This window comes from Streptomyces griseoflavus, from assembly GCF_014649995.1.
In the GTDB taxonomy this organism is placed as follows: domain Bacteria; phylum Actinomycetota; class Actinomycetes; order Streptomycetales; family Streptomycetaceae; genus Streptomyces; species Streptomyces griseoflavus.
Genome location: NZ_BMUC01000006.1, coordinates 103,601 through 124,035, shown reverse-complemented (window position 1 = coordinate 124,035; position 20,435 = coordinate 103,601). Strand labels below are relative to the sequence as shown.

Here is a 20,435-nt window from a genome sequence, read left to right as displayed (position 1 = left end):
TATGGGCAGCGACCGGAACCGTGACGGGACCCGGTCCGCCGGGCGCGTGTGCGGCTCGTGCCGGCAGCCGGTGGACACCGTCGTGCATCGGCACAAGACCTTCGGGATCAACGTCCCGCGGTGGACCGCGGGCCCCTGCCACAACCCCGACTGCGAGCACTACGTCCCCGAGTACGTGCCCGCGCACCCGCCGCGCGCCGTGCGCGCCGAGGCCGGCCACCGCCGCGCACCGACCGGGCCGCCCGCCTGACCGCGCCCTGCCGCCCGTGCCCCGAGGTCACGCCCGGTTAGGATGCCCACTGGACGCCGGACGAGGACGGGGTGGACCGGGAGCATGCTGAAGCAGGTCACGGCCGTCCGCTACGTCGAGCCGCTGCACTCCGGCGGTTCCGTCCCCGGCCTGTGCGAGGCCGACAACCTGGGCACGTACGTCGTCAAGTTCACCGGGTCGGCGCAGGGCCGCAAGGCGCTGGTCGCCGAGGTGATCGTGGGGGAGCTGGCGCGGGCGCTCGGACTGCGGTTCCCCGAGCTGGTCCTGGTGCACTTCGATCCGGCGGTGGCGGCCCGCGAGCCGCACCAGGAGGTGCGGGAACTGCACGCCGCCAGCGCCGGCGTCAATCTCGGCATGGACCACCTGCCGCGGGCCCGGGACTTCACCCCGGAGGTCGCCCGGGACTTCCCCGTGGATCCGCTGGAGGCCGGGCGGATCGTCTGGCTGGACGCGCTGACGGTGAACGTGGACCGCACCGTGCACAGTTCCAACCTGGTGGTGTGGCCGACGCTCGGCGTCGCACCACCGCGGCTCTGGCTCATCGACCACGGTGCCGCCCTCGTGTTCCACCACCGCTGGGAGGGCTCCGACCCCGCCAAGGCGTACGACTTCCGGCACCACGCCCTGGGCCGGTACGGGCCCGACGTCCGCGCGGCGGACGCCGAGCTGGCGCCGAAGGTGACCCGGGAACTGCTGCGGTCCGTCGCCGCGGAGGTCCCCGACGACTGGCTGACCGGCGACCCGCGCTTCGCCACGCCCGACGAGGTCCGGGACGCGTACGTGACGTACCTCCACGCGCGCGTACGCTCCTCGGCGTCCTGGCTGCCCACCGACTTCCCCGGCGCGCGGGAACTCGCCGAGGAGAACGCCCGGCGCGCGGCCCGCACGCGGCAGGGGCGCCCCGACTGGCTCAAACGCGTCCCGGACCTGCACGGCAAGCCCGCGGCGGAACAGGACTGGTCGGTCCACCTGGGCGGACGGCCGCGCCCGGGCGGGTGACCTCGGGCCACCCGCCCGGGCGCGGGGCTCAGCCCTTGAGCTGCTCGTACGCCGGGAGGGTGAGGAAGTCGGCGTACTCCTCGTCCAGGGAGACCTTCAGCAGCAGGTCGTGGGCCTGCTGCCAGTTGCCCGCGGCGAACGCCTCCTCGCCGAGCTCCGCGCGGATGTCCGCCAGTTCCCGGGCGGCGATCTCGCGGGCCAGCTCGGCGGTGACCCGCTCGCCGTTGTCGAGGACGACGCCCGCGTTGATCCACTGCCAGATCTGGGAGCGGGAGATCTCGGCCGTGGCCGCGTCCTCCATCAGGTCGAAGATGGCGACCGCGCCGAGTCCGCGCAGCCAGGCCTCGATGTAGCGGATGCCGACCTGCACCGCGTTGACCAGGCCCGCGTACGTCGGCCTGGCGTCCAGGGTGTCGACGGCGATGAGGTCCCCGGCGCGCACGTCGACGTCCTCGCGGAGGCGGTCCTTCTGATGCGGCCGGTCGCCGAGCACGCGGTCGAAGGACTCCATGGCGATCGGCACCAGGTCGGGGTGGGCGACCCAGGAGCCGTCGAAACCGTCGCCCGCCTCGCGGTCCTTGTCGGCGCGGACCTTCTCGAAGGCGACCTTGTTGACCTCCGGGTCCCGGCGGGAGGGGATGAACGCCGCCATGCCGCCGATGGCGTGCGCGCCGCGCCTGTGGCAGGTGCGCACGAGGAGTTCGGTATAGGCGCGCATGAACGGGGCGGTCATGCTGACCGCGTTGCGGTCCGGGAGGACGAACCTCGGTCCGGCGTCACGGAAGTTCTTGACGAGGGAGAAGAGGTAGTCCCAGCGGCCGGCGTTCAGCCCCGAGGCGTGTTCGCGCAGTTCGTAGAGGATCTCCTCCATCTCGTAGGCTGCCGTGATCGTCTCGATCAGGACGGTGGCGCGGACGGTGCCGCGGGGGATGCCCAGGTACTCCTGGGCGAAGACGAACACCTCGTTCCACAGCCGGGCCTCCAGGTGGGACTCCGTCTTGGGGAGGTAGAAGTAGGGGCCCTTGCCGCGCTCGGTCAGCCGCGCCGCGTTGTGGAAGAAGTACAGGCCGAAGTCGACGAGCGCGCCGGGCACCGGGGTGCCGTCCGGGTCCGTGAGGTGCCGTTCGTCCAGGTGCCAGCCGCGCGGGCGCACGACGACCGTCGCCAGTTCCTCGTCGGGGCGCAGGGCGTAGGACTTGCCGGACGCCGGGTCGGTGAAGTCGATGGTCCGGTTGTAGGCGTCGATCAGGCTCAGCTGTCCGGTGACCACGTTCTCCCAGGTGGGAGCCGAGGCGTCCTCGAAGTCCGCCAGCCACACCCGGGCACCGGAGTTGAGGGCGTTGACGGTCATCTTGCGGTCGGTGGGGCCGGTGATCTCGACACGGCGGTCGTTCAGGGCCTCCGGGGCCGGCGCCACCCGCCAGGAGTCGTCGGCGCGGATCGCGGCGGTCTCCGGGAGGAAGTCGAGCGTGCAGGTGCGGGCGATCTCGGCGCGGCGCTCCGCGCGGCGGGCGAGGAGTTCGTCACGCCGGGGCGTGAACCGCCGGTGCAGCGCGGCCACGAAGGCGAGCGCCGGCTCGGTGAGGACCTCCTCCTGCCGGGGCAGGGGCGCGGCGTCGACGATGGCCAGCGGGGACGGCGCTGGTGCGGACATCGGCTGTCACTTCCTTCGGCGTGCGGGGCTCGGGGTGCCGGTCGGCGCGGGAGCGGCTCGGAACGGCCGTACGGACGTGGGTACTTCTGATCGGTGGATGGTAATTTCCTCATGGTGGAAGTTCAACGTTCCGTTGACGCGGAGGCGCTCCGGGGGCGGGGAGGCGGCTCCGGTGTCCGTACCCCTCACCCGCGGCCCCCGGCCGGATCGAGGCGCGCCAGATCCGCCGCGGTGTCGATGTCGTACGTCTCGGCCACGTCACCGCACTCGACGAGCGCGACCCGGTCCGCGTGTTCCCTCAGATAGGCGCGCGCTCCCCGGTCGCCCGTCGCGGCCGCGGCGACGCCGGCCCAGTGCCCGGCGCCGAACAGGACGGGATGGCCGCGCACGCCGTCGTAGGCGGCGCAGACGAGCGACGCGGGCGACCGGTACGCGCCGAGCACCCGGGAGACCGCCTCCGGCCCGATCCCCGGCTGGTCCACCAGGAGCACCAGCGCGGCCCGCGCGCCCGTGCCGGCCAGGGAGTCCAGCCCGGCGCGCAGCGAGCCGCCCATGCCCCGCTCCCACGCCGGGTTGTCGACGAGGACGCAGCCGGGCAGACAGGCGCGGGCGCGCACCTCGTCCGCCCCGGCGCCGAGCACCACGTGCACCCGCGCGCAGCCGCCGGCCCGCAGCACCTCCGCCGCGTGCTCCACCAGTGGCCGGCCGCGGTGGGTGAGCAGCGCCTTGGGGTGCCCGCCCAGACGCCGCCCGCCCCCGGCCGCCAGCAGGATTCCCGTGATCCGGTCCTCGTCGTCCGTCATGGGTCCTGCATACCGCACCCGCCGGGCGTCGCCGGGGCGGCGCGGAGAACGCGTGGGCCCCGGGCCACGGCTGTCACGCTGTGGAGCAAGTCGATGACGCAGCGGACTGGCGCAAAGGCCCCGTGGTGGCGTTTACTGGCGCGCACCGACCGGCGGCGGGGTGCGGGGGCCGGCCGGGGAGGCGCGCGACGACCTGTCAGGGGGAGGACCGTGTTGCGGAGCGTTGAGCACCGGCGTGCGACCGGCAGTCAGGTGGATCCACGGGTGACGGGGCTGCGCTCCGCCGTGGCCCGGTTACGTCGTCTCCTCGCCGCCCATCCCGTGGAGTTCCGGGACCGGGGCGTCGCGGAGGAGGAACTCGCCATCCTGGCGGACCTGGCCGCCGATGACCACCCCGACGTTCCCGGCCTGCGCCGCTCGCTGCTGCTGGTCGCCGGGGCGATCGGCTCGGTCAGCGCCCTCGGGCCGGGCGTGCGGGAACTGCGCGAGGCGGTGGACCTGTTCGGCCCGTCGCCGCGCGGCTGACGGACCGCCCCGGGGCCGCGGCGCGTGCCGTCAGACGGCCGGCGCGGTGCCCGGGGCCGCGAGGGCCTGCGAGAGCTCCACGGCGACCTGCCGGAGTACCGGCACGATCCGCTCCGTCGCCGACTCCGTGACCCGGCCGGCCGGACCGGAGATGGAGATCGCGGCCGCGGTGGGGGAGTCCGGCACGGGCACCGCGAGGCAGCGCACCCCGATCTCCTGCTCGTTGTCGTCGATCGCGTAGCCCTGGCGGCGCACCTCCTCCAGCGCGGCCAGGAAGCCCTCGGGGGTGGTGATGGTCCTGTCCGTCGCGGCCGGCATGCCGGTGCGGCCGAGCAGGGCCCGCACCTCCTCCGGCGGGAAGCCGGACAGCAGGGCCTTGCCCACGCCCGTGGAGTGCGGCAGGACACGTCGCCCGACCTCGGTGAACATCCGCATGGAGTGCCTGGACGGCACCTGCGCCACGTACACGACCTCGTCCCCGTCGAGCAGCGCCATGTTCGCCGTCTCGCCGGTCTCGTCCACCAGCCGGGCCAGGTACGGCCGCGCCCAGGTGCCCAGCAGCCGGGAGGCGGACTCACCGAGCCGGATCAGACGGGGGCCGAGGGCGTACCGGCGGTTGGGCTGCTGGCGCACGTAGCCGCAGGTGACGAGGGTGCGCATCAGGCGGTGGATCGTCGGCAGGGGCAGCCCGCTGCTCGCCGACAACTCGCTGAGGCCGACCTCGCCTCCGGCGTCCGCCATCCGTTCGAGCAGGTCGAAGGCGCGCTCGAGGGACTGCACGCCGCCGCCGGCGGACCGGGCGGAGTCGGTGGTGCTGGCGCTGGACGTCGGCACGGCGCGTTCCTTTCGGGACTGGCGGGACGGGCAGAGCCTACCCGGCAGCCGGTCGGCCGCCCGCTGGTGCGCGGGCGCCTTCTGCCGGGGGAGATCCTCATTCCGCCTCGTGAAACTGTCCAGAGGGGTGTCCGGCGGGCCGTCGTGCCGGGAAGGGTGCCCTTGACGGGGTGGAACCCGAGGGGAACACTCCTTCAACGGAACGTTGAAATCGTTCTCGTGCCCCTGTGCCCGCGCACGGGCGGACGTCCAGGAGGATCCGGGTGACCGACGCCGAACTCGTGCTGCGCTCGACGCGCGTCGTCACTCCCGAGGGGACGCGGGCCGCCTCCGTCGCGGTCGCCGACGGCACGATCACGGCGGTCACCGCGCACGACGCGCCCGTCCCCGACGGCGCCCGTCTGGAGGACCTCGGCGACGACGTCCTGCTGCCCGGCCTCGTCGACACCCACGTGCACGTCAACGACCCGGGCCGCACCGAGTGGGAGGGTTTCCGGACGGCCACCCGCGCGGCGGCCGCCGGCGGCATCACCACCCTCATCGACATGCCGCTCAACTCCCTCCCGCCCACCACCACCGTCGGCCACCTGCGCGCCAAACGGCGGGTCGCCGCCGGCAAGGCCCACATCGACGTCGGCTTCTGGGGCGGAGCCCTGCCGGACAACGTCCGGGACCTGCGCCCCCTGCACGAGGCCGGCGTCTTCGGCTTCAAGGCGTTCCTGTCGCCCTCCGGGGTGGCGGAGTTCCCCCACCTCGGTCAGGAGCAACTGGCCCGCTCCCTCGAGGAGATCGCCGCCTTCGACGGACTGCTGACCGTGCACGCCGAGGACCCGCGCCACCTCGCCGCCGCCCCGCAGCGCGGCGGACCCAGGTACGCCGACTTCCTCGCCTCCCGCCCGCGCCGCGCGGAGGACACCGCCATCGCCCACCTCGTCGACCTGGCGAGACGCCTGGACGCGCGGGTGCACGTCCTGCACCTCTCCTCCGGCGACGCGCTGCCCGTGATCGCCGCCGCCAAGGCCGACGGCGTACGCGTCACGGTGGAGACCTGCCCCCACTACCTCACCCTCACCGCGGAGGAAATCCCCGACGGGGCCAGCGAGTTCAAATGCTGCCCGCCCATCCGCGAAGCCGCCAACCGGGACCTGCTCTGGCAGGCCCTGGCCGACGGCACCATCGACTGCGTCGTCACCGACCACTCCCCGTCCACCGCCGACCTCAAGACGGACGACTTCTCGACCGCCTGGGGCGGCATCTCCGGACTCCAGCTCAGCCTGCCCGCCGTCTGGACCGAGGCCCGCGCACGCGGCCACGGCCTGGAGGACGTGGTGCGCTGGATGGCGGCGCACACCGCCCGCCTGGCCGGCCTCGGCACCCGCAAGGGCGCCGTCGCACCCGGCCACGACGCCGACTTCGCCGTCCTCGCCCCCGACGAGACCTTCACCGTCGACCCGGCGGCCCTCCAGCACCGCAACCGGGTGACGGCGTACGCGGGCAGAACCCTGCACGGCGTCGTCAGGTCCACCTGGCTGCGCGGCCGACGCGTCATGGCCGGCGGAGAGTTCACCGAACCGAAGGGCCGACTGCTCACCCGTTCCCACGGACACCGACACCCGAGAGGCAGGACCGGAACACCGTGACGGCGATCGAGAGATTCACCGGCGACGCGCACCCCTACGGCGGCGGTGACCCGTACGCGGACTACCGCACCGCCGACTTCCCCTTCACCCAGCACGTCGACCTCGCCGACCGCCGGCTCGGCGCCGGGGTCATCGCCGCCAACGACGAGTTCTTCGCCCAGCGCGAGAACCTCCTGCTGCCGGGACGCCCCGTGTTCGACCCCGAGCACTTCGGGAACAAGGGCAAGATCATGGACGGCTGGGAGACCCGGCGCCGGCGCGGCACGTCCGCCGGGCATCCCTGGCCGGCGGACGAGGACCACGACTGGGCGCTGATCCGGCTCGGCGCGCCCGGCATCGTCCGCGGCATCGTCGTGGACACCGCCCACTTCCGCGGCAACCACCCGCAGGCGGTGTCCGTCGAGGGCACCTCCGTCTCCGGCACCCCGTCCCCCGGGGAACTGCTCGCGGACGACGTCGAGTGGACGACGCTGGTACCGCGCACCCCCGTGGGCGGCCACGCGGCCAACGGCTTCGCCGTCACCGCCGGGGAACGCCTCACCCACCTGCGCCTCAAGCAGCATCCCGACGGGGGCATCGCCCGGCTGCGCGTGTACGGCGAGGTCGTCCCGGACCCGGCGTGGCTGGCGGCGCTCGGCACCTTCGACGCCGTCGCCCTGGAGAACGGCGGCCGCGTCGAGGACGTGTCCGACCGCTTCTACTCACCGGCCGTCCACACCATCATGCCCGGGCGCTCCCGCACGATGGACGACGGCTGGGAGACCCGGCGCCGCCGCGACCGGGGCCATGACTGGATCCGCTACGTCCTGGTCGCCCAGGCGCGCGTCCGGGCCCTGGAGATCGACACGGCGTACCTGAAGGGCAACAGCGCGGGCTGGGCGTCGGTGTCGGTCAGGGACGGCGACGACGGCGACTGGCGGGAGATCCTGCCGCGGACCCGGCTCCAGCCGGACACCGGCCACCGCTTCGTCCTCCCGGAACCGGTGACCGCCACCCACGCCCGCCTGGACATCCACCCCGACGGCGGCATCTCCCGCCTGCGCCTCTTCGGCTCCCTGACCGACCAGGGCATGAGCACCCTGCACACCTGACCGCGCCCCCGGAGACCGGCACGCGCCCTCCGTCGTGCGGCCGCCGGGCGGAGGAACGCACGTCAGGCCGCGTGGCCTCCGTCCACGGAGAACTCCGCGCCGGTGACGTAGGACGCCCCCGCCAGGTGGGCGATCGTCTCCGCGACCTCCTCCGCGGTCCCGAAGCGCCCCAGCGCGGTCATCGCCGCCTGACCCTGCGCGTACGGTCCGTCCGCCGGGTTCATGTCGGTGTCGATCGGCCCCGGGTGCACGATGTTCGCCGTGATCCCCCGCTCACCCAGCTCCCGGGCCAGCGCCCTCGTCAGCCCCACCAGTGCCGACTTGCTCATCGCGTAGAGCGTCCCGCCGGGCCCCGGCACCCGCTGCGTCATGCAGGTGCCGACGGTGATGATCCGCCCCCCGCGCGGCATCACGGCGGCCGCCGCGCGGGAGGCGAGGAACACCCCGCGCACGTTGACCGCGAGCACCCGGTCGACATCGGCGGGGGTCAGTGTCTCCACCGGGCCGAGCAGGCCGACGCCCGCGTTGTTCACGAGGACGTCGAGCCCGCCCAGCTCCCGCGCGGCCGCCGTCACCGCCCCTGCCGCGTCCTCCGGGTCGCCGGCGTCCGCCCGCAGGGCCACACCGCGGCGCCCCAGCGCCTCCACGGCCCGTACGACGTCCCCGGCCGCCTCCTTGCCGTTCACATAGGTCACCGCGACGTCCGCGCCCTCCCGCGCGAGCCGCAGTGCCGTCGCCGCGCCGATGCCGCGGCTGCCGCCGGTGACCAGGGCCGCCCTGCCGAGCAGGTTCTTCTCCGTCGTGTGCGTCGTCTGATGTGTCATGGGTCCATCCCAGCGCGTCCGCAGCCCCGGCACCGGCGGCGAACGGACGTCGACCTGGCCGGGCCGGCGATGAGTTGCGGGCCCCGTACCGGTCTGAACGGATGACGGCGTGACCCCACCCACGCACCGGAAGGCAGGAACCCGCCATGGGCAAGCTCGTAGTGACCACCTTCGGCACCCTGGACGGCGTCTACCAGGCCCCCGGCGGGCCCAGGGAGGACACCAGGGACGGCTTCGACCAGGGAGGCTGGAGCGTCCCCTACGGCGACGAGGACTTCGGACGGTTCGTCGACGAGGTCTTCTCCCGCGTGGGCGCCTTCCTCCTCGGCCGCCGTACGTACGACATCTTCGCCTCCTACTGGCCGAAGGTGACCGACCCCGGCAACCCGGTCGCCGGGAAGCTGAACGCGCTGCCGAAGTACGTCGCCTCCGCCGGCCTCACCGACCCCGGCTGGGCCGGCACCACCGTGATCGGGGGTGATCTCGCGCGGGAGGTCCCGGCCCTCAAGGAGCGCACCGACGGCGAACTCCAGGTGCACGGCAGCGGTGCCCTCGTCCGCTCCCTGTTCGCCCTGGACCTCGTGGACACCCTGCACCTGCTGACCTTCCCGGTCGTTCTCGGCGCCGGACGCCGGCTGTTCCCGGAGGGCTCGCCGCCGACCGCCCTGCGGCACACCGGGGGACGGATCACCTCCGCGGGCGTGTCCGTCCAGTCCTACGACGTCGACGGACGTCCCCGGTACGGCGAGTACGCGCTCCCGGAGAGCTCCTGACCGGAGGCATCGAGGGCCGAAGGTCCCAAGACAACGGCGGGGCGCGGGCGCCATGCTGGGGCGTGAGAGACGGAACGACGGAAGCCAGTACGGGTCGGTGAAGGAGTCATGGTGAGCGGTCTCGTGGTCGTGGGCGTGGACGGTTCGGCGTCGGGGCTCGCCGCGGTGGAGGTCGCCGCGCGGGAGGCCGCGTCGCGGGGGGCGGGGCTGCGGGTGGTGCACGCCTGCGTCTGGCCCGCCATGCACGTACCGATGGGGCCGTCCCCGCTGGGACCGCCGGAGGGCGGGCTGCGGAACATGATCGACCGCCTCATGGCCGAGGCCGTCGAACGCGCCCGCGAGGCGGCGCCCGAGGTCACCGTCGACCAGGTCGTGGTGACCGGTGACGCCCTCACCGTGCTCGAGGCGCAGTCGCGCGGCGCGGAACTGGCGGTGGTCGGGACCCGCGGCATGGGCGGGTTCGTCGGACTGCTGGTGGGCTCGACCGCGGTCCACCTGGCGGCGCACGGCCGCTGCCCGGTCCTGGTGGTGCGCGAGGAAGCGCGGGCGGACGGCCCGATCGTGCTGGGCGTCGACGGTTCGGCCGCCGGGCAGCGGGCGGTGGAATTCGCCTTCGCCGAGGCAGCCCTGCGCAAGGCGCCGCTGGTGGCGCTGCACACCTGGACCGACTGGAACGCTCCGATGCCCGCCCCGCAGGACGCGTCGGCACCGTACGCGAACGAGCCGGGGGCGCTGGTGAGCGAGGAGGAGAGCCTGCTGTCCGAGGCGCTCGCCGGCTTCCGGGAGCGCTACCCGGACGTCCAGGTCGAGCACCGGACGGTACGGGGCGGGGCGCGGGAGGAACTGATCGAGGCCAGCCGGTCCGCGCAGCTCGTCGTCGTCGGCGCACGCGGGCGGGGCGGTTTCACCGGACTGCTGCTGGGGTCGGTCAGCCAGGCGCTGCTGCACCACGCGCACAGCCCGGTCGCGGTGGTGCGGGGGACGGGCGACCGCCACTGAGGGGTCAGCCGGCCCCCCGGCTCTCGGCGGCCGCGAACAGGGCACCGGCCAGCACCAGCAGGGCGATGCTCGCGTAGATCTCGTAGCCGTCGAGGAACCCCCACCGGTGCACCAGCCCCCAGTTCCAGCCGGTGAACCCGGTCACCAGACCGGCCACCCCCTGCACCAGGGCGAGGAACCCCACGACCTCCAGCGTCTGCTTCATGCCACCGACTCTCGCCCCGCGGCCGTCCCGCCCGCATCGGCCGCGGGACGGGAGCCGGCCCGCCGGAAGGCGGTCGTGCGGGCCGGTGACCGCGCCGAAAGTCTGCGCCGCCGCGACTTCGGTAGCCGATCCGTCCCCGGCGGCACCCCGCCGGGCCGGCCGTGCGTAGATTTGCCGACCGTGACTGGTGACAAGGCGGCGCAGACCGCCCCGGTGTTCACGGGGCGCCGATGGTTCTTCCCGTCCGCCCTCGTCCACGAACTCGACCCCGACGCGAGCCGCTCCGGGCGGCGGCCCCGGCGCACCGCGCGCGACTGGATCGTCGACTTCGCCTGCTTCCTGCTGGCCGTCCTGGTGGGCCTGCTCGGCGCCGAGACGCTCAGCGACAGCCCCCGCCTCTCCCCGGCGCTGGTCGCCGCCGACCATGTGATCGGCGCGCTGTCCTGCGGCGCCCTCTGGCTGCGCCGGCGGTGGCCGCTCGGGCTGGCCGTCGTGATGGTCCCGGTGAGCTTCGTCTCGGAGACCTCCGGCGGCGTGGCCGTGATCGCCCTGTTCACGCTCGCCGTGCACCGGCCCTTCCGGTACGTGGCCTGGGTGGCCGGTGTCCAGACGGTGCTCGTCCCGCTCTACTTCTGGTGGCGCCCCGACCCCGATCTGCCGTACGTCGCCGCGATCGTCCTCCTCGTGGTGCTGACCGTCGCCGTCGTCGGCTGGGGCATGTTCGTCCGCTCCAAACGCCAGCTCATGCTGAGCCTCAGGGACCGGGCCCGGCGCGCCGAGACGGAGGCGCGGCTGCGGGCCGAGCAGGCACAGCGGCTCGCCCGGGAGGCCATCGCGCGGGAGATGCACGACGTGCTCGCGCACCGGCTGACGCTGCTGAGCGTGCACGCGGGTGCCCTGGAGTTCCGGCCCGACGCACCCCGCGAGGAGATCGCGCGGGCCGCCGGCGTGATCCGGGAGAGCGCGCACGAGGCGCTGCAGGACCTGCGGGAGATCATCGGGGTGCTGCGGGCCGGCGAGTCCGAGGACACGGGCCGGCCGCAGCCGACCCTCGCGGCGCTCGGCACGCTGGCCGCCGAGTCCTGGGAGGCCGGCATGCAGGTCACCCTGGACCAGCGGGTCACCGACCCGGCCGCCGTGCCCGCGTCCGTCGGCCGCACCGCCTACCGGATCGCACAGGAGGGCCTGACCAACGCCCGCAAGCACGCCCCCGGCACGCAGGTCACCGTGACGGTCGCCGGCGGGCCGGGGGAGGGGCTCACCGTGACGGTGCGCAACCCGGCGCCGGAGGGGGACGTACCGCACGTCCCCGGGGCCGGGCAGGGACTGATCGGCCTCACCGAACGGGCCACCCTGACGGGCGGCGCCCTGGAACACGGGCCGGACCCCGACGGCGGGTTCGCGGTGCGGGCACGGCTGCCGTGGGAGTGAGCCGCCGGGTCCGGGCGGACCGGGCGGCCCGGTGTCCCCGTCGCGCGCCGTCGTGATTACGTACCGTCCATGACTGCGATCAGACTGCTCCTCGTCGACGACGACCCGCTGGTGCGGGCCGGGCTGTCCCTCATGCTGGGCGGCGCGGACGACATCGAGATCGTCGGGGAGGCCGCCGACGGCGGCGAGGTCGAGGCGCTGGTGGACCGCACCCGCCCGGACGTCGTCCTGATGGACATCCGGATGCCTACGGTGGACGGTCTCACCGCGACCGAGTCGCTGCGCCACCGCGAGGACGCCCCGCAGGTGGTGGTGCTCACCACCTTCCACGCGGACGAACAGGTGCTCCGCGCGCTGCGCGCGGGTGCCGCCGGGTTCGTCCTCAAGGACACCCCGCCCGCCGAGATCGTCGCCGCGGTCCGCCGGGTCGCGGCCGGTGACCCGGTGCTGTCGCCCGCGGTCACCCGGCAGCTGATGGCACACGCGGCCACGAGCGGCGGCGACACCCGCAACGCCCGCGCGCGGGCGCGCCTCGCCGGCCTGGGCGACCGCGAGCGGGAGGTCGCCGTCGCGGTCGGCAGGGGCCTGGCCAACGCGGAGATCGCCGCCGAGCTCTACATGAGCGTCGCCACCGTCAAGGCCCACGTCTCCCGCGTCCTGGCCAGGCTCGGCCTCAACAACCGTGTGCAGATCGCCCTGCTCGTCCACGACGCCGGCCTCCTGGAGGAGACCGACACACCCTGACCCGCCGTCGTCCCGTCCACGCTCCCCGGGCCGCCGCCCGCACGTCAGGGCAGCGCCGCTTCCGGCCCGCTCAGCAGCTCCGAGGGACGGACCGGCCGGCGCTCCCGCCGGGACTTCTCGCAGGCCTCCGCGACCAGCAGCGCCTGCAGGGCCTCCCGCCCGTCGCACGGATTGGGCCGCTCGCCCCGCACCACCTCCACGAACGCGATCAGCTCGGCCTCGTACGCGGGCCCGAACCGCTCCAGGAACCCCGACCACGGCTTGTCCGCGGCCGGCGGGCCGGTCGGCTCCGTGGACGCGATCGGCGTACGGTCGTCCAGACCGACGACGATCTGGTCCCGCTCCCCGGCGAGCTCCATCCGCACGTCGTAGCCCGCGCCGTTCAGCCTGGTCGCGGTGACCGCGGCGAGTGTGCCGTCGTCGAGGGTCAGCAGCGCCGCACCGGTGTCGACGTCGCCCGCGTCCCGGAACATCGCGGGCCCGGCGTCGGAACCGCAGGCGTAGACGTCCACGACCTCACGCCCGGTCACCCAGCGCAGCATGTCGAAGTCGTGGATCAGGGTGTCCCGGTACAGTCCGCCGGACTGGGCCAGATACCCGGCCGGCGGCGGCTCCGCGTCACTGGTCATCGCCCGTACGGTGTGCAGCCGCCCCAGCCTGCCCGAGCGCACCGCCTCGCGCGCGCCGGCGTAGCCGGCGTCGAACCGCCGCTGGAAGCCCATCTGCAGCACCGTCCCGGCGGTCTCGACCTCCGTGATCGCCTGTAACGTGCCCGCGAGGTCCAGGGCGACGGGCTTCTCGCAGAACACCGGCAGCCCCGCGCGTGCCGCCCGGCCGATCAGTTCGGCGTGCGCGGACGTGGCCGCCGTGATCACCACGGCGTCCACTCCCCAGGTGTAGATCTCGTCCACCCCGGGCGCCGCCGTCTCGCCGAGCCGGTGGGCGAGGGCCTGGGCCCGCGCCGGATCCACGTCCGTGAGGATCAGGGAACCGACGTCGCGGTGCCTGCTGAGCGTGTGGGCGTGAATGGTGCCGATACGGCCCGTACCGATGACCCCGATGCGCATGGAATCAAAGTGGGCCCCGCACCGTCCCCTGTCAATCCGTATGTCCGGACAACCGAACTACACGACTTCCCGTCAACAGCGCACGCGGCTACGCTCGGCCCGTGCCGAAACCAGAAGTGGACCCGACCGTACAACTGGAGCTGGGCGTCGACCGCGGCTCCCCCGTGCCGTTGTACTTCCAGCTGTCCCAGCAGCTGGAGTCCGCGATCGAGCGTGGCGTGCTGACGCCCGGCACCCTGCTGGGCAACGAGATCGAGCTCGCCGCACGCCTCGGCCTGTCCCGGCCGACCGTCCGCCAGGCCATCCAGTCGCTCGTCGACAAGGGCCTGCTCGTGCGCCGCCGCGGGGTCGGCACCCAGGTGGTGCACAGCCAGGTCAAGCGCCCACTGGAACTCAGCAGCCTCTACGACGACCTGGAGGCGGCCGGCCAGCGCCCCGCCACCAGGGTGCTCGTCAACACCGTCGTCACCGCGTCCGCCGACGTCGCCGCCGCGCTCGCCGTGGCCGAGGACAGCGAGGTGCACCGGCTCGAACGGCTGCGGCTCACCCACGGGGAGCCGATGGCCTACCTGTGCAACTACCTGCCGTCCGGGCTGCTCGACCTGGACACCGGCCAGCTCGAGGCCACCGGCCTGTACCGGCTCATGCGGGCCGCCGGCATCACCCTGCACAGCGCCCGCCAGACCATCGGCGCCCGGGCCGCCACCGCCGCCGAGGCCGAGCGGCTGGGTGAGCGGACCGGCGCCCCGCTGCTCACCATGCAGCGCGTCACCTTCGACGACACCGGCCGCGCGGTGGAGTTCGGCACCCACACCTACCGCCCCGACCGGTACTCCTTCGAGTTCCAGCTCCTCGTGCGCTCCTGACCGCCCACGTCGCAATGTCCGGACAAAGCGACCGGCGCCGGCACGGTGCGCCGCGGCGGCGATCCGCACCCCTTGCACACGGGATCCGTTCGGTTCCCGGCGCGAGCGTGCGGCAGAATCGCACACGATGAGCACCTACCGCGACTTCACCGCCCCCATCGGTTCCCGCCGCGCCCCGGTCCTGAGAACCGTCGGCACCCGGGAGCGCCGCTCCCACCTGACGGCGCCCCGCGTCCCGACGGTGGGCATCGACATCGGCGGCACCAAGGTGATGGCGGGCGTCGTCGACGCCGACGGCAACATCCTGGAGCGGCTCCGCACGGAGACCCCGGACAAGTCCAAGAGCCCGAAGGTCGTCGAGGACACCATCGTCGAACTGGTGCTGGACCTCTCCGACCGGCACGACGTGCACGCGGTCGGCATCGGCGCGGCCGGCTGGGTCGACGCCGACCGCAACCGCGTGCTGTTCGCCCCCCACCTGTCCTGGCGCAACGAGCCGCTGCGGGACCGCCTCGCCGGCCGTCTCGCCGTCCCGGTCCTGGTCGACAACGACGCCAACTCCGCCGCCTGGGCCGAATGGCGCTTCGGCGCGGGACGCGGCGAGGACCACCTCGTCATGATCACCCTCGGCACCGGCATCGGCGGCGCGATCCTGGAGGACGGCCAGGTCAAGCGCGGCAAGTACGGAGTCGCCGGCGAGTTCGGCCACATGCAGGTCGTCCCCGGCGGACACCGCTGCCCCTGCGGCAACCGCGGCTGCTGGGAGCAGTACAGCTCCGGCAACGCGCTGGTCCGCGAGGCGCGCGAGCTGGCCGCCGCCGACTCGCCCGTCGCCTACGGGATCATCGAGCACGTCAAAGGCAACATCGCCGACATCAGCGGCCCGATGATCACCGAGCTGGCCCGCGAGGGCGACGCCATGTGCGTCGAACTGCTCCAGGACATCGGCCAGTGGCTCGGCGTCGGCATCGCCAATCTCGCCGCCGCCCTCGACCCGTCCTGCTTCGTCATCGGCGGGGGCGTCTCCGCCGCCGACGACCTGCTGATCGGCCCCGCCCGGGACGCCTTCAAACGCCACCTCACCGGCCGCGGCTACCGCCCCGAGGCCCACATCGTCCGCGCCCAGCTCGGCCCCGAGGCCGGCATGGTCGGCGCCGCCGACCTCGCCCGCCTGGTCGCCCGCCGCTTCCGCCGCGCCAAGCGCCGCCGGGTCGAACGCTACGAGCGCTACGAGCGGTACGCGGAGGCCCGCCGCACCACCCAGGAGTCCCTGTGACCGGCGACCTCCCCCAGCAGCCGGGCGAACCCGGCCCCGCCGAGGACCGGCGCCACCGCAACCGCCGCCGGGCCCTCACCCTGCTGATCATCGTGCTGCTCATCGGCGTCCCGGCCGGCTACCTGGTGATCTCGGCGAACCAGAGCCGGGCCAGCGGCAAGGACAAGGAGGCGAAGTACTCCGCGACCGGCCTCACCGAGGGCTGGCCCTCCAAGCTCCAGCGCCGCATCTACCAGGTCCCCCTGCCCCACCCGGCCTGGTGGGTGGCCTACTACGAGACCAACAACTGGAGGACCAGCCGCCTGTACGTCGAGTTCGAGACCACCGACGCCGGCCTGAGCGCCTTCCTCACCGGCATCGGGGTGCAGGAGAGCGAGCTGAAGCGGGGCGACCTCACCATCGGCGCGCGCGACCGGGACGTCACCGGCTGGACCTTCGACGGCCCCGGCACCTGGTCCGGACTGGTCCACGAGCAGGAGGACCCGGCACCCACCCACGACATCGTCGTCAACCACGACAAGCCCGGCTACCCGAGGGTGTACCTCGTCTCGCGCACCGTGCCCTGATCCCGGACGCACCGGCCCTCGGGGGCCGGTTGTCAGACCCCGCCCGTAGAGTCGAAGACGATCGGAGCCGACACGCGGGCGGGAGGTGACAGGACGTATGGATGAGCGGATCCCGGCAGCGGGACGGGACACGGGCGCCGGGCCCGGAGACACGCACGCGGCGGACGTCCCGGTCCGGCTCGCGGCCGTCTTCCTGCCCGCACCGCTCCCACGCGACGGACGGATCGCCTTCTACGACCCCGAGGACCCCGCGGGTTCGGACCTCCCGCCGTTCCCCGGAGGACCCGGCGCCCCCGCGCGGCGCACCGACCTCACCGTCGTCCGCGCGCACGGCTCCGGGGTGCGCCGCAGGCCCGTCACGGCCCTCGCCCTCCCCGTCGACGAGGCCCTGCCCCTGCTGGTCCGCGCCCGGCACGATCCCGCCGCCCACCCCGCCACCGCCTGCTGGGGCGCCGCCGCCCTGCACGCGCTGCGGCTCACGGCCCGCGGCCGGCTCCTCCCCGGACTGACCGCCGCCGGCCACGACGCCTGGCGGGCGGGCCCGCTCGACCCGGACGACGTGGCGCACCTGCGCGCGGTGGCCGCCGCCCTGCCCCACGAGGGGCACGCCGTCCCGCTCCCCGGACCGGGCCCGCTCCGGCTGCCCCGGCCGGAGGCACTGGTGCGCGCCTTCCTCGACGCGGTCGCCGACACCCTCCCCCGCACCCCGGCCGCGCCGTACGCGTCGGGCCTGCCGTTCGCCGCGCGAGCGCCGCAGCGGCTGCCCGCCGCCCACGACTGGGCCGCCGAGGTCGCCGCCGGGATGGACGCCGGGGTGCGGATCTCACTGCGCCTGGACCTGTCCGCGTACGACCTGTTCGACACCGGCGGGGGAGCGGGCGGCGACGAGGGCGGCGCGCGGGGCGCGGGCGCGGCGGTCGTGCAGGTGCACAGCCTCGCCGACCCGACCCTGGTGGCCGACGCCGCCGCCCTCTGGACGGGCGCGGCGGACCGCGCGTTCGGCCCCCGCGCACGCGTGGACACCGCCCTCGCCGTGCGCCGCGCGGCCCGCGTCTGGCCGCCGCTGGACCGGCTCTCCGGCCAGGACGCGCCCGACGTGCTCGCGCTCTCCGAGGACGAGCTGAACGACCTGCTCGGCGTGGCCGCCACCCGGCTCGCCGCGGCCGGGGTCGCCGTGCACTGGCCCCGGGACCTCGCCCAGGACCTCACCGCCACGGCGGTGGTCCGTCCGGCACCCGGCTCGGCGACCGACGGCACCGGCTTCTTCGAGAGCGAGGACCTGCTGCGCTTCGGCTGGCAGATCGCCCTCGGCGGCGACCCGCTCACCGAGACCGAGATGGACGCCCTGGCCGAGGCCCACCGCCCCGTCGTCCGCCTGCGCGACCAGTGGGTGCTGGTCGACCCCGCCCTCGTCCGCAAGGCCCGCAAACGGGAGCTGGGACTGCTCGACCCCGTCGACGCGCTCTCCGTCGCCCTCACCGGCCACGCCGAGATCGACGGCGAGACGGTCGAGGCGGTGCCCACCGGTGCCCTGGCCGCCCTCCGCGACCGCCTGACCGCCGGGGTGCGGCCCGCCGCGCCACCGCCCGGACTGGACGCCACCCTGCGCGACTACCAGCTGCGGGGCCTCGCCTGGCTCGACCTCATGACCTCCCTCGGCCTCGGCGGCTGCCTCGCCGACGACATGGGCCTCGGCAAGACGATCACCCTCATTGCGCTGCACCTGAAGCGGGCCCGCGACGAGCCGACCCTCGTGGTCTGCCCCGCCTCGCTGCTCGGCAACTGGCAGCGGGAGATCACCCGGTTCGCGCCCGGCGTCCCCGTGCGCCGCTTCCACGGCCGCGACCGCACGCTGGACGGGGCGGACGGCGGCTTCGTCCTCACCACCTACGGCACCATGCGCTCCACCGCGCCCGCCCTGGCCGAGCACGCCTGGGGCATGGTCGTCGCCGACGAGGCCCAGCACGTCAAGAACCCGCACTCCGCGACCGCGAAGGCACTGCGCACCATCCCGGCCCCCGCACGGGTGGCGCTCACCGGCACACCCGTGGAGAACAACCTCTCCGAGCTGTGGGCCCTCCTCGACTGGACGACCCCGGGACTCCTCGGCCCGCTGAAGTCCTTCCGCGCCCGGCACGCCCGCGCGGTGGAGACCGGCGAGGACGAGGAGGCGGCCGAGCGCCTCGCCCGGCTGGTCCGGCCGTTCCTCCTGCGGCGCAGGAAGTCCGACCCCGGCATCGTCCCCGAACTGCCGCCCAAGACGGAGACCGACCACCCCGTCCCGCTCACCCGCGAACAGGCCGCGCTGTACGAGGCGGTGGTGCGCGAGTCGATGGCCGCCATCGAGACCGCGCGGGGCATGGGCCGCCGCGGGCTGGTGCTGAAGCTGCTCACCGCGCTGAAGCAGATCTGCGACCACCCGGCGCTCTACCTGAAGGACGACCGGGCGGGGGCCGGCGGGGACCGGCTCGCGGCCCGTTCCGGCAAACTCGCCCTGCTGGACGAACTGCTGGACACGGTGCTCGCCGAGGACGGCTCGGCCCTCGTGTTCACGCAGTACGTCGGCATGGCCCGCCTGATCACCGCGCACCTCGCCGAGCGCGCGGTCCCCGTCGACCTGCTCCACGGCGGCACGCCGGTGCCGGAGCGGGAGCGCATGGTGGACCGCTTCCAGAGCGGCGCGACCCCGGTCCTCGTCCTGTCCCTGAAGGCCGCGGGAACCGGCCTGAACCTCACGCGCGCCGGCCACGTCGTCCACTTCGACCGCTGGTGGAACCCGGCGGTCGAGGAGCAGGCCACGGACCGTGCCTACCGCATCGGGCAGACCCAGCCCGTCCAGGTCCACCGTCTCGTCACCGAGGGCACGGTCGAGGACCGGATCGCCGAGATGCTGGAGTCCAAGCGGGCTCTGGCCGACGCGATCCTCGGCTCGGGCGAGTCGGCCCTCACCGAACTCTCCGACCGTGACCTGTCCGACCTCGTCTCCCTGCGGAGGCCGGCATGACTCCCCGCCCGTCCGACGAGGCCCGCGAGGCCCTGCGCGCGGCACGCGAACGGGCGGAGCGCGAACCGGCGGCCGACGCGGCCGGTCCGCCGGCCGGCCCGTCACAGCGTCCGGGCGACGCGGCCCGGGAGGCGCTCCGCCGTGCCCGCCGCGAAGCCCGGCCCGGGGAGGCGCCGACGGCCGGGGAGGACAGTGGGACAGGCCTGTCCGACCCCTCGGCGGACGCCGGCGGCGTCCGGCCCGCCGAGGGGCCGAAGCGCGACGACGAGCCGCCCGCCGGTGCCCGGCCCGGGACACCGGCCACCGGGACACCGGCCACCGGGGGAGCGCACGCCCGTGCGGCCGGGGCCGGCCCTGCCGGGGGAGCGTCCGACGGCACGGCGGCTGCCGAGACGGCGGCTGCCGAGACGGTGGATGACGCCGGGGGTGTCATACGGGCCGAACCGCCCCGCGCCCAGCAGCCCGCGCGGGACGCGGCGCGGACCGCGGCGACCGAGGCCACCCCGGCACCGGCCGGCTCCGTGAGCACACCGTCCTCGGGGTCAGGCGCCTCGCCGGAGGCGGGCGCGCGGGGTGCGGGGGCCGCGAGGGAGGGGTCCGCCTCCGGGCCCGGCGACCCGGCGGACACCGGTCGGGGCGAGGACGGCCGCCCGGACCGGCGGCCCGGGGACATCGCGCGGGAGGCGCTGCGCTCGGCGCGCGCGGAGGCGGAACGCGCCCGCGCGCAGGCGGACGACCGGAGCGGGCCCGCCCGGCGGCGCGCCGCGCCCGCACCCCGCGTCCCCCGCACCACCCGCGGCGACCGGGTCGCCGGGGAACGGGCGCGTGAGGTACGCGCGGCACTGGCCGACGCCTTCCGCATG

Annotated in this window: 19 protein-coding genes and 1 pseudogene; 14 read left to right on the top strand and 6 right to left on the bottom strand. The window is 74.8% G+C overall.

The window, feature by feature from the left end; all coding sequences use genetic code 11:
- Window position 1 precedes the first annotated feature (1 nt).
- Both IE172_RS14985 and IE172_RS14980 read left to right on the top strand, forming a co-directional pair.
- Window positions 2-250, top strand: a complete 249-nt coding sequence (locus tag IE172_RS14985) for a hypothetical protein (RefSeq protein WP_190097931.1) — start codon at window positions 2-4, stop codon at window positions 248-250.
- Window positions 251-334: 84 nt separating this feature from the next.
- Window positions 335-1,270, top strand: coding sequence for a HipA family kinase (locus IE172_RS14980; RefSeq protein WP_190097713.1), 936 nt, complete (start codon window positions 335-337; stop codon window positions 1,268-1,270).
- A 28-nt stretch (window positions 1,271-1,298) separates the two neighbouring features.
- Here IE172_RS14980 and aceB read toward each other — a convergent pair whose 3' ends face one another.
- Together aceB and IE172_RS14970 are read right to left on the bottom strand one after the other, a co-directional pair.
- Complete coding sequence (aceB, locus tag IE172_RS14975) at window positions 1,299-2,924, bottom strand: malate synthase A (RefSeq protein WP_190097712.1); 1,626 nt, start codon at window positions 2,922-2,924, stop codon at window positions 1,299-1,301.
- 185 nt (window positions 2,925-3,109) lie between these two features.
- Entirely contained in the window at window positions 3,110-3,727 is a 618-nt protein-coding gene (locus tag IE172_RS14970; RefSeq protein WP_190097711.1) for a nucleotidyltransferase family protein, read from the bottom strand.
- 264 nt (window positions 3,728-3,991) lie between these two features.
- On the opposite strand from IE172_RS14970, the gene IE172_RS14965 reads away from it, so the two are divergent.
- Window positions 3,992-4,252, top strand: a complete 261-nt coding sequence (locus tag IE172_RS14965; protein WP_229886079.1) for a DUF5955 family protein — start codon at window positions 3,992-3,994, stop codon at window positions 4,250-4,252.
- A gap of 30 nt (window positions 4,253-4,282) precedes the next feature.
- Here IE172_RS14965 and IE172_RS14960 read toward each other — a convergent pair whose 3' ends face one another.
- Complete coding sequence (locus IE172_RS14960; protein WP_190097709.1) at window positions 4,283-5,086, bottom strand: IclR family transcriptional regulator; 804 nt, start codon at window positions 5,084-5,086, stop codon at window positions 4,283-4,285.
- A gap of 263 nt (window positions 5,087-5,349) precedes the next feature.
- Between IE172_RS14960 and allB the strand changes: the two genes are divergently transcribed.
- Window positions 5,350-6,726, top strand: a complete 1,377-nt coding sequence (allB, locus tag IE172_RS14955; protein WP_190097708.1) for an allantoinase AllB — start codon at window positions 5,350-5,352, stop codon at window positions 6,724-6,726.
- The gene (gene alc, locus IE172_RS14950; RefSeq protein WP_190097707.1) at window positions 6,723-7,817 is read left to right on the top strand and encodes an allantoicase; all 1,095 of its coding nucleotides are present in this window, start codon (window positions 6,723-6,725) and stop codon (window positions 7,815-7,817) included. Before allB ends, alc begins: the two co-directional genes overlap by 4 nt.
- Before the next feature lie 62 nt (window positions 7,818-7,879).
- On the opposite strand, the gene IE172_RS14945 is transcribed toward alc, so the two are convergent.
- The gene (locus IE172_RS14945; protein WP_190097706.1) at window positions 7,880-8,641 is read right to left on the bottom strand and encodes an SDR family NAD(P)-dependent oxidoreductase; all 762 of its coding nucleotides are present in this window, start codon (window positions 8,639-8,641) and stop codon (window positions 7,880-7,882) included.
- 146 nt (window positions 8,642-8,787) lie between these two features.
- Between IE172_RS14945 and IE172_RS14940 the strand changes: the two genes are divergently transcribed.
- Window positions 8,788-9,414 carry a dihydrofolate reductase family protein gene (locus tag IE172_RS14940; RefSeq protein ID WP_190097705.1) on the top strand — a complete coding sequence of 209 codons (627 nt, stop codon included), beginning with the start codon at window positions 8,788-8,790 and terminating at the stop codon, window positions 9,412-9,414.
- A gap of 111 nt (window positions 9,415-9,525) precedes the next feature.
- Window positions 9,526-10,413, top strand: a complete 888-nt coding sequence (locus IE172_RS14935) for a universal stress protein (protein ID WP_190097915.1) — start codon at window positions 9,526-9,528, stop codon at window positions 10,411-10,413.
- A 4-nt stretch (window positions 10,414-10,417) separates the two neighbouring features.
- Here IE172_RS14935 and IE172_RS14930 read toward each other — a convergent pair whose 3' ends face one another.
- Window positions 10,418-10,618 carry a hypothetical protein gene (locus IE172_RS14930; protein ID WP_190097704.1) on the bottom strand — a complete coding sequence of 67 codons (201 nt, stop codon included), beginning with the start codon at window positions 10,616-10,618 and terminating at the stop codon, window positions 10,418-10,420.
- A 171-nt stretch (window positions 10,619-10,789) separates the two neighbouring features.
- Between IE172_RS14930 and IE172_RS14925 the strand changes: the two genes are divergently transcribed.
- Both IE172_RS14925 and IE172_RS14920 read left to right on the top strand, forming a co-directional pair.
- A complete protein-coding gene (locus IE172_RS14925; protein ID WP_438817015.1) occupies window positions 10,790-12,049 on the top strand; it encodes a sensor histidine kinase in 1,260 nt (419 codons plus the stop codon).
- Between the two features lie 69 nt (window positions 12,050-12,118).
- On the top strand, window positions 12,119-12,793 hold the full coding sequence (locus IE172_RS14920) for a response regulator transcription factor (protein ID WP_190097702.1): 675 nt from the start codon (window positions 12,119-12,121) through the stop codon (window positions 12,791-12,793).
- Between the two features lie 44 nt (window positions 12,794-12,837).
- Here the strand turns inward: IE172_RS14920 and IE172_RS14915 are convergent, their stop codons facing one another.
- Window positions 12,838-13,860, bottom strand: coding sequence for a Gfo/Idh/MocA family protein (locus tag IE172_RS14915; protein WP_190097701.1), 1,023 nt, complete (start codon window positions 13,858-13,860; stop codon window positions 12,838-12,840).
- Between the two features lie 116 nt (window positions 13,861-13,976).
- Here IE172_RS14915 and IE172_RS14910 point away from each other — a divergent pair, with 116 nt between their 5' ends.
- From IE172_RS14910 to IE172_RS34535, 5 genes and pseudogenes are all read left to right on the top strand, one after another.
- Window positions 13,977-14,726 carry a GntR family transcriptional regulator gene (locus tag IE172_RS14910; protein ID WP_190097914.1) on the top strand — a complete coding sequence of 250 codons (750 nt, stop codon included), beginning with the start codon at window positions 13,977-13,979 and terminating at the stop codon, window positions 14,724-14,726.
- 127 nt (window positions 14,727-14,853) lie between these two features.
- On the top strand, window positions 14,854-16,002 hold the full coding sequence (locus IE172_RS14905; RefSeq protein WP_190097700.1) for an ROK family glucokinase: 1,149 nt from the start codon (window positions 14,854-14,856) through the stop codon (window positions 16,000-16,002).
- Complete coding sequence (locus IE172_RS14900) at window positions 15,999-16,568, top strand: sugar kinase (protein ID WP_190097699.1); 570 nt, start codon at window positions 15,999-16,001, stop codon at window positions 16,566-16,568. The genes IE172_RS14905 and IE172_RS14900 overlap by 4 nt, the downstream gene beginning before the upstream one ends.
- A gap of 97 nt (window positions 16,569-16,665) precedes the next feature.
- The gene (locus IE172_RS14895; RefSeq protein WP_190097698.1) at window positions 16,666-19,572 is read left to right on the top strand and encodes an SCO1167/SCO6262 family helicase; all 2,907 of its coding nucleotides are present in this window, start codon (window positions 16,666-16,668) and stop codon (window positions 19,570-19,572) included.
- Window positions 19,569-20,435, top strand: a pseudogene (locus IE172_RS34535) (hypothetical protein); the annotation flags it as partial. The gene IE172_RS14895 and the pseudogene IE172_RS34535, both read left to right, overlap by 4 nt.

What these genes read in the sequence shown, in the direction of transcription:
- IE172_RS14985 (WP_190097931.1), top strand. Translation starts at nt 2, where the DNA reads ATGGGCAGCGACCGGAACCGTGACGGGACCCGGTCCGCCGGGCGCGTG.
- IE172_RS14980 (WP_190097713.1), top strand. Translation starts at nt 335, where the DNA reads ATGCTGAAGCAGGTCACGGCCGTCCGCTACGTCGAGCCGCTGCACTCC.
- aceB (WP_190097712.1), bottom strand. Translation starts at nt 2,924, where the DNA reads ATGTCCGCACCAGCGCCGTCCCCGCTGGCCATCGTCGACGCCGCGCCC.
- IE172_RS14970 (WP_190097711.1), bottom strand. Translation starts at nt 3,727, where the DNA reads ATGACGGACGACGAGGACCGGATCACGGGAATCCTGCTGGCGGCCGGG.
- IE172_RS14945 (WP_190097706.1), bottom strand. Translation starts at nt 8,641, where the DNA reads ATGACACATCAGACGACGCACACGACGGAGAAGAACCTGCTCGGCAGG.
- IE172_RS14940 (WP_190097705.1), top strand. Translation starts at nt 8,788, where the DNA reads ATGGGCAAGCTCGTAGTGACCACCTTCGGCACCCTGGACGGCGTCTAC.
- IE172_RS14930 (WP_190097704.1), bottom strand. Translation starts at nt 10,618, where the DNA reads ATGAAGCAGACGCTGGAGGTCGTGGGGTTCCTCGCCCTGGTGCAGGGG.
- IE172_RS14920 (WP_190097702.1), top strand. Translation starts at nt 12,119, where the DNA reads ATGACTGCGATCAGACTGCTCCTCGTCGACGACGACCCGCTGGTGCGG.
- IE172_RS14915 (WP_190097701.1), bottom strand. Translation starts at nt 13,860, where the DNA reads ATGCGCATCGGGGTCATCGGTACGGGCCGTATCGGCACCATTCACGCC.
- IE172_RS14905 (WP_190097700.1), top strand. Translation starts at nt 14,854, where the DNA reads ATGAGCACCTACCGCGACTTCACCGCCCCCATCGGTTCCCGCCGCGCC.
- IE172_RS14895 (WP_190097698.1), top strand. Translation starts at nt 16,666, where the DNA reads ATGGATGAGCGGATCCCGGCAGCGGGACGGGACACGGGCGCCGGGCCC.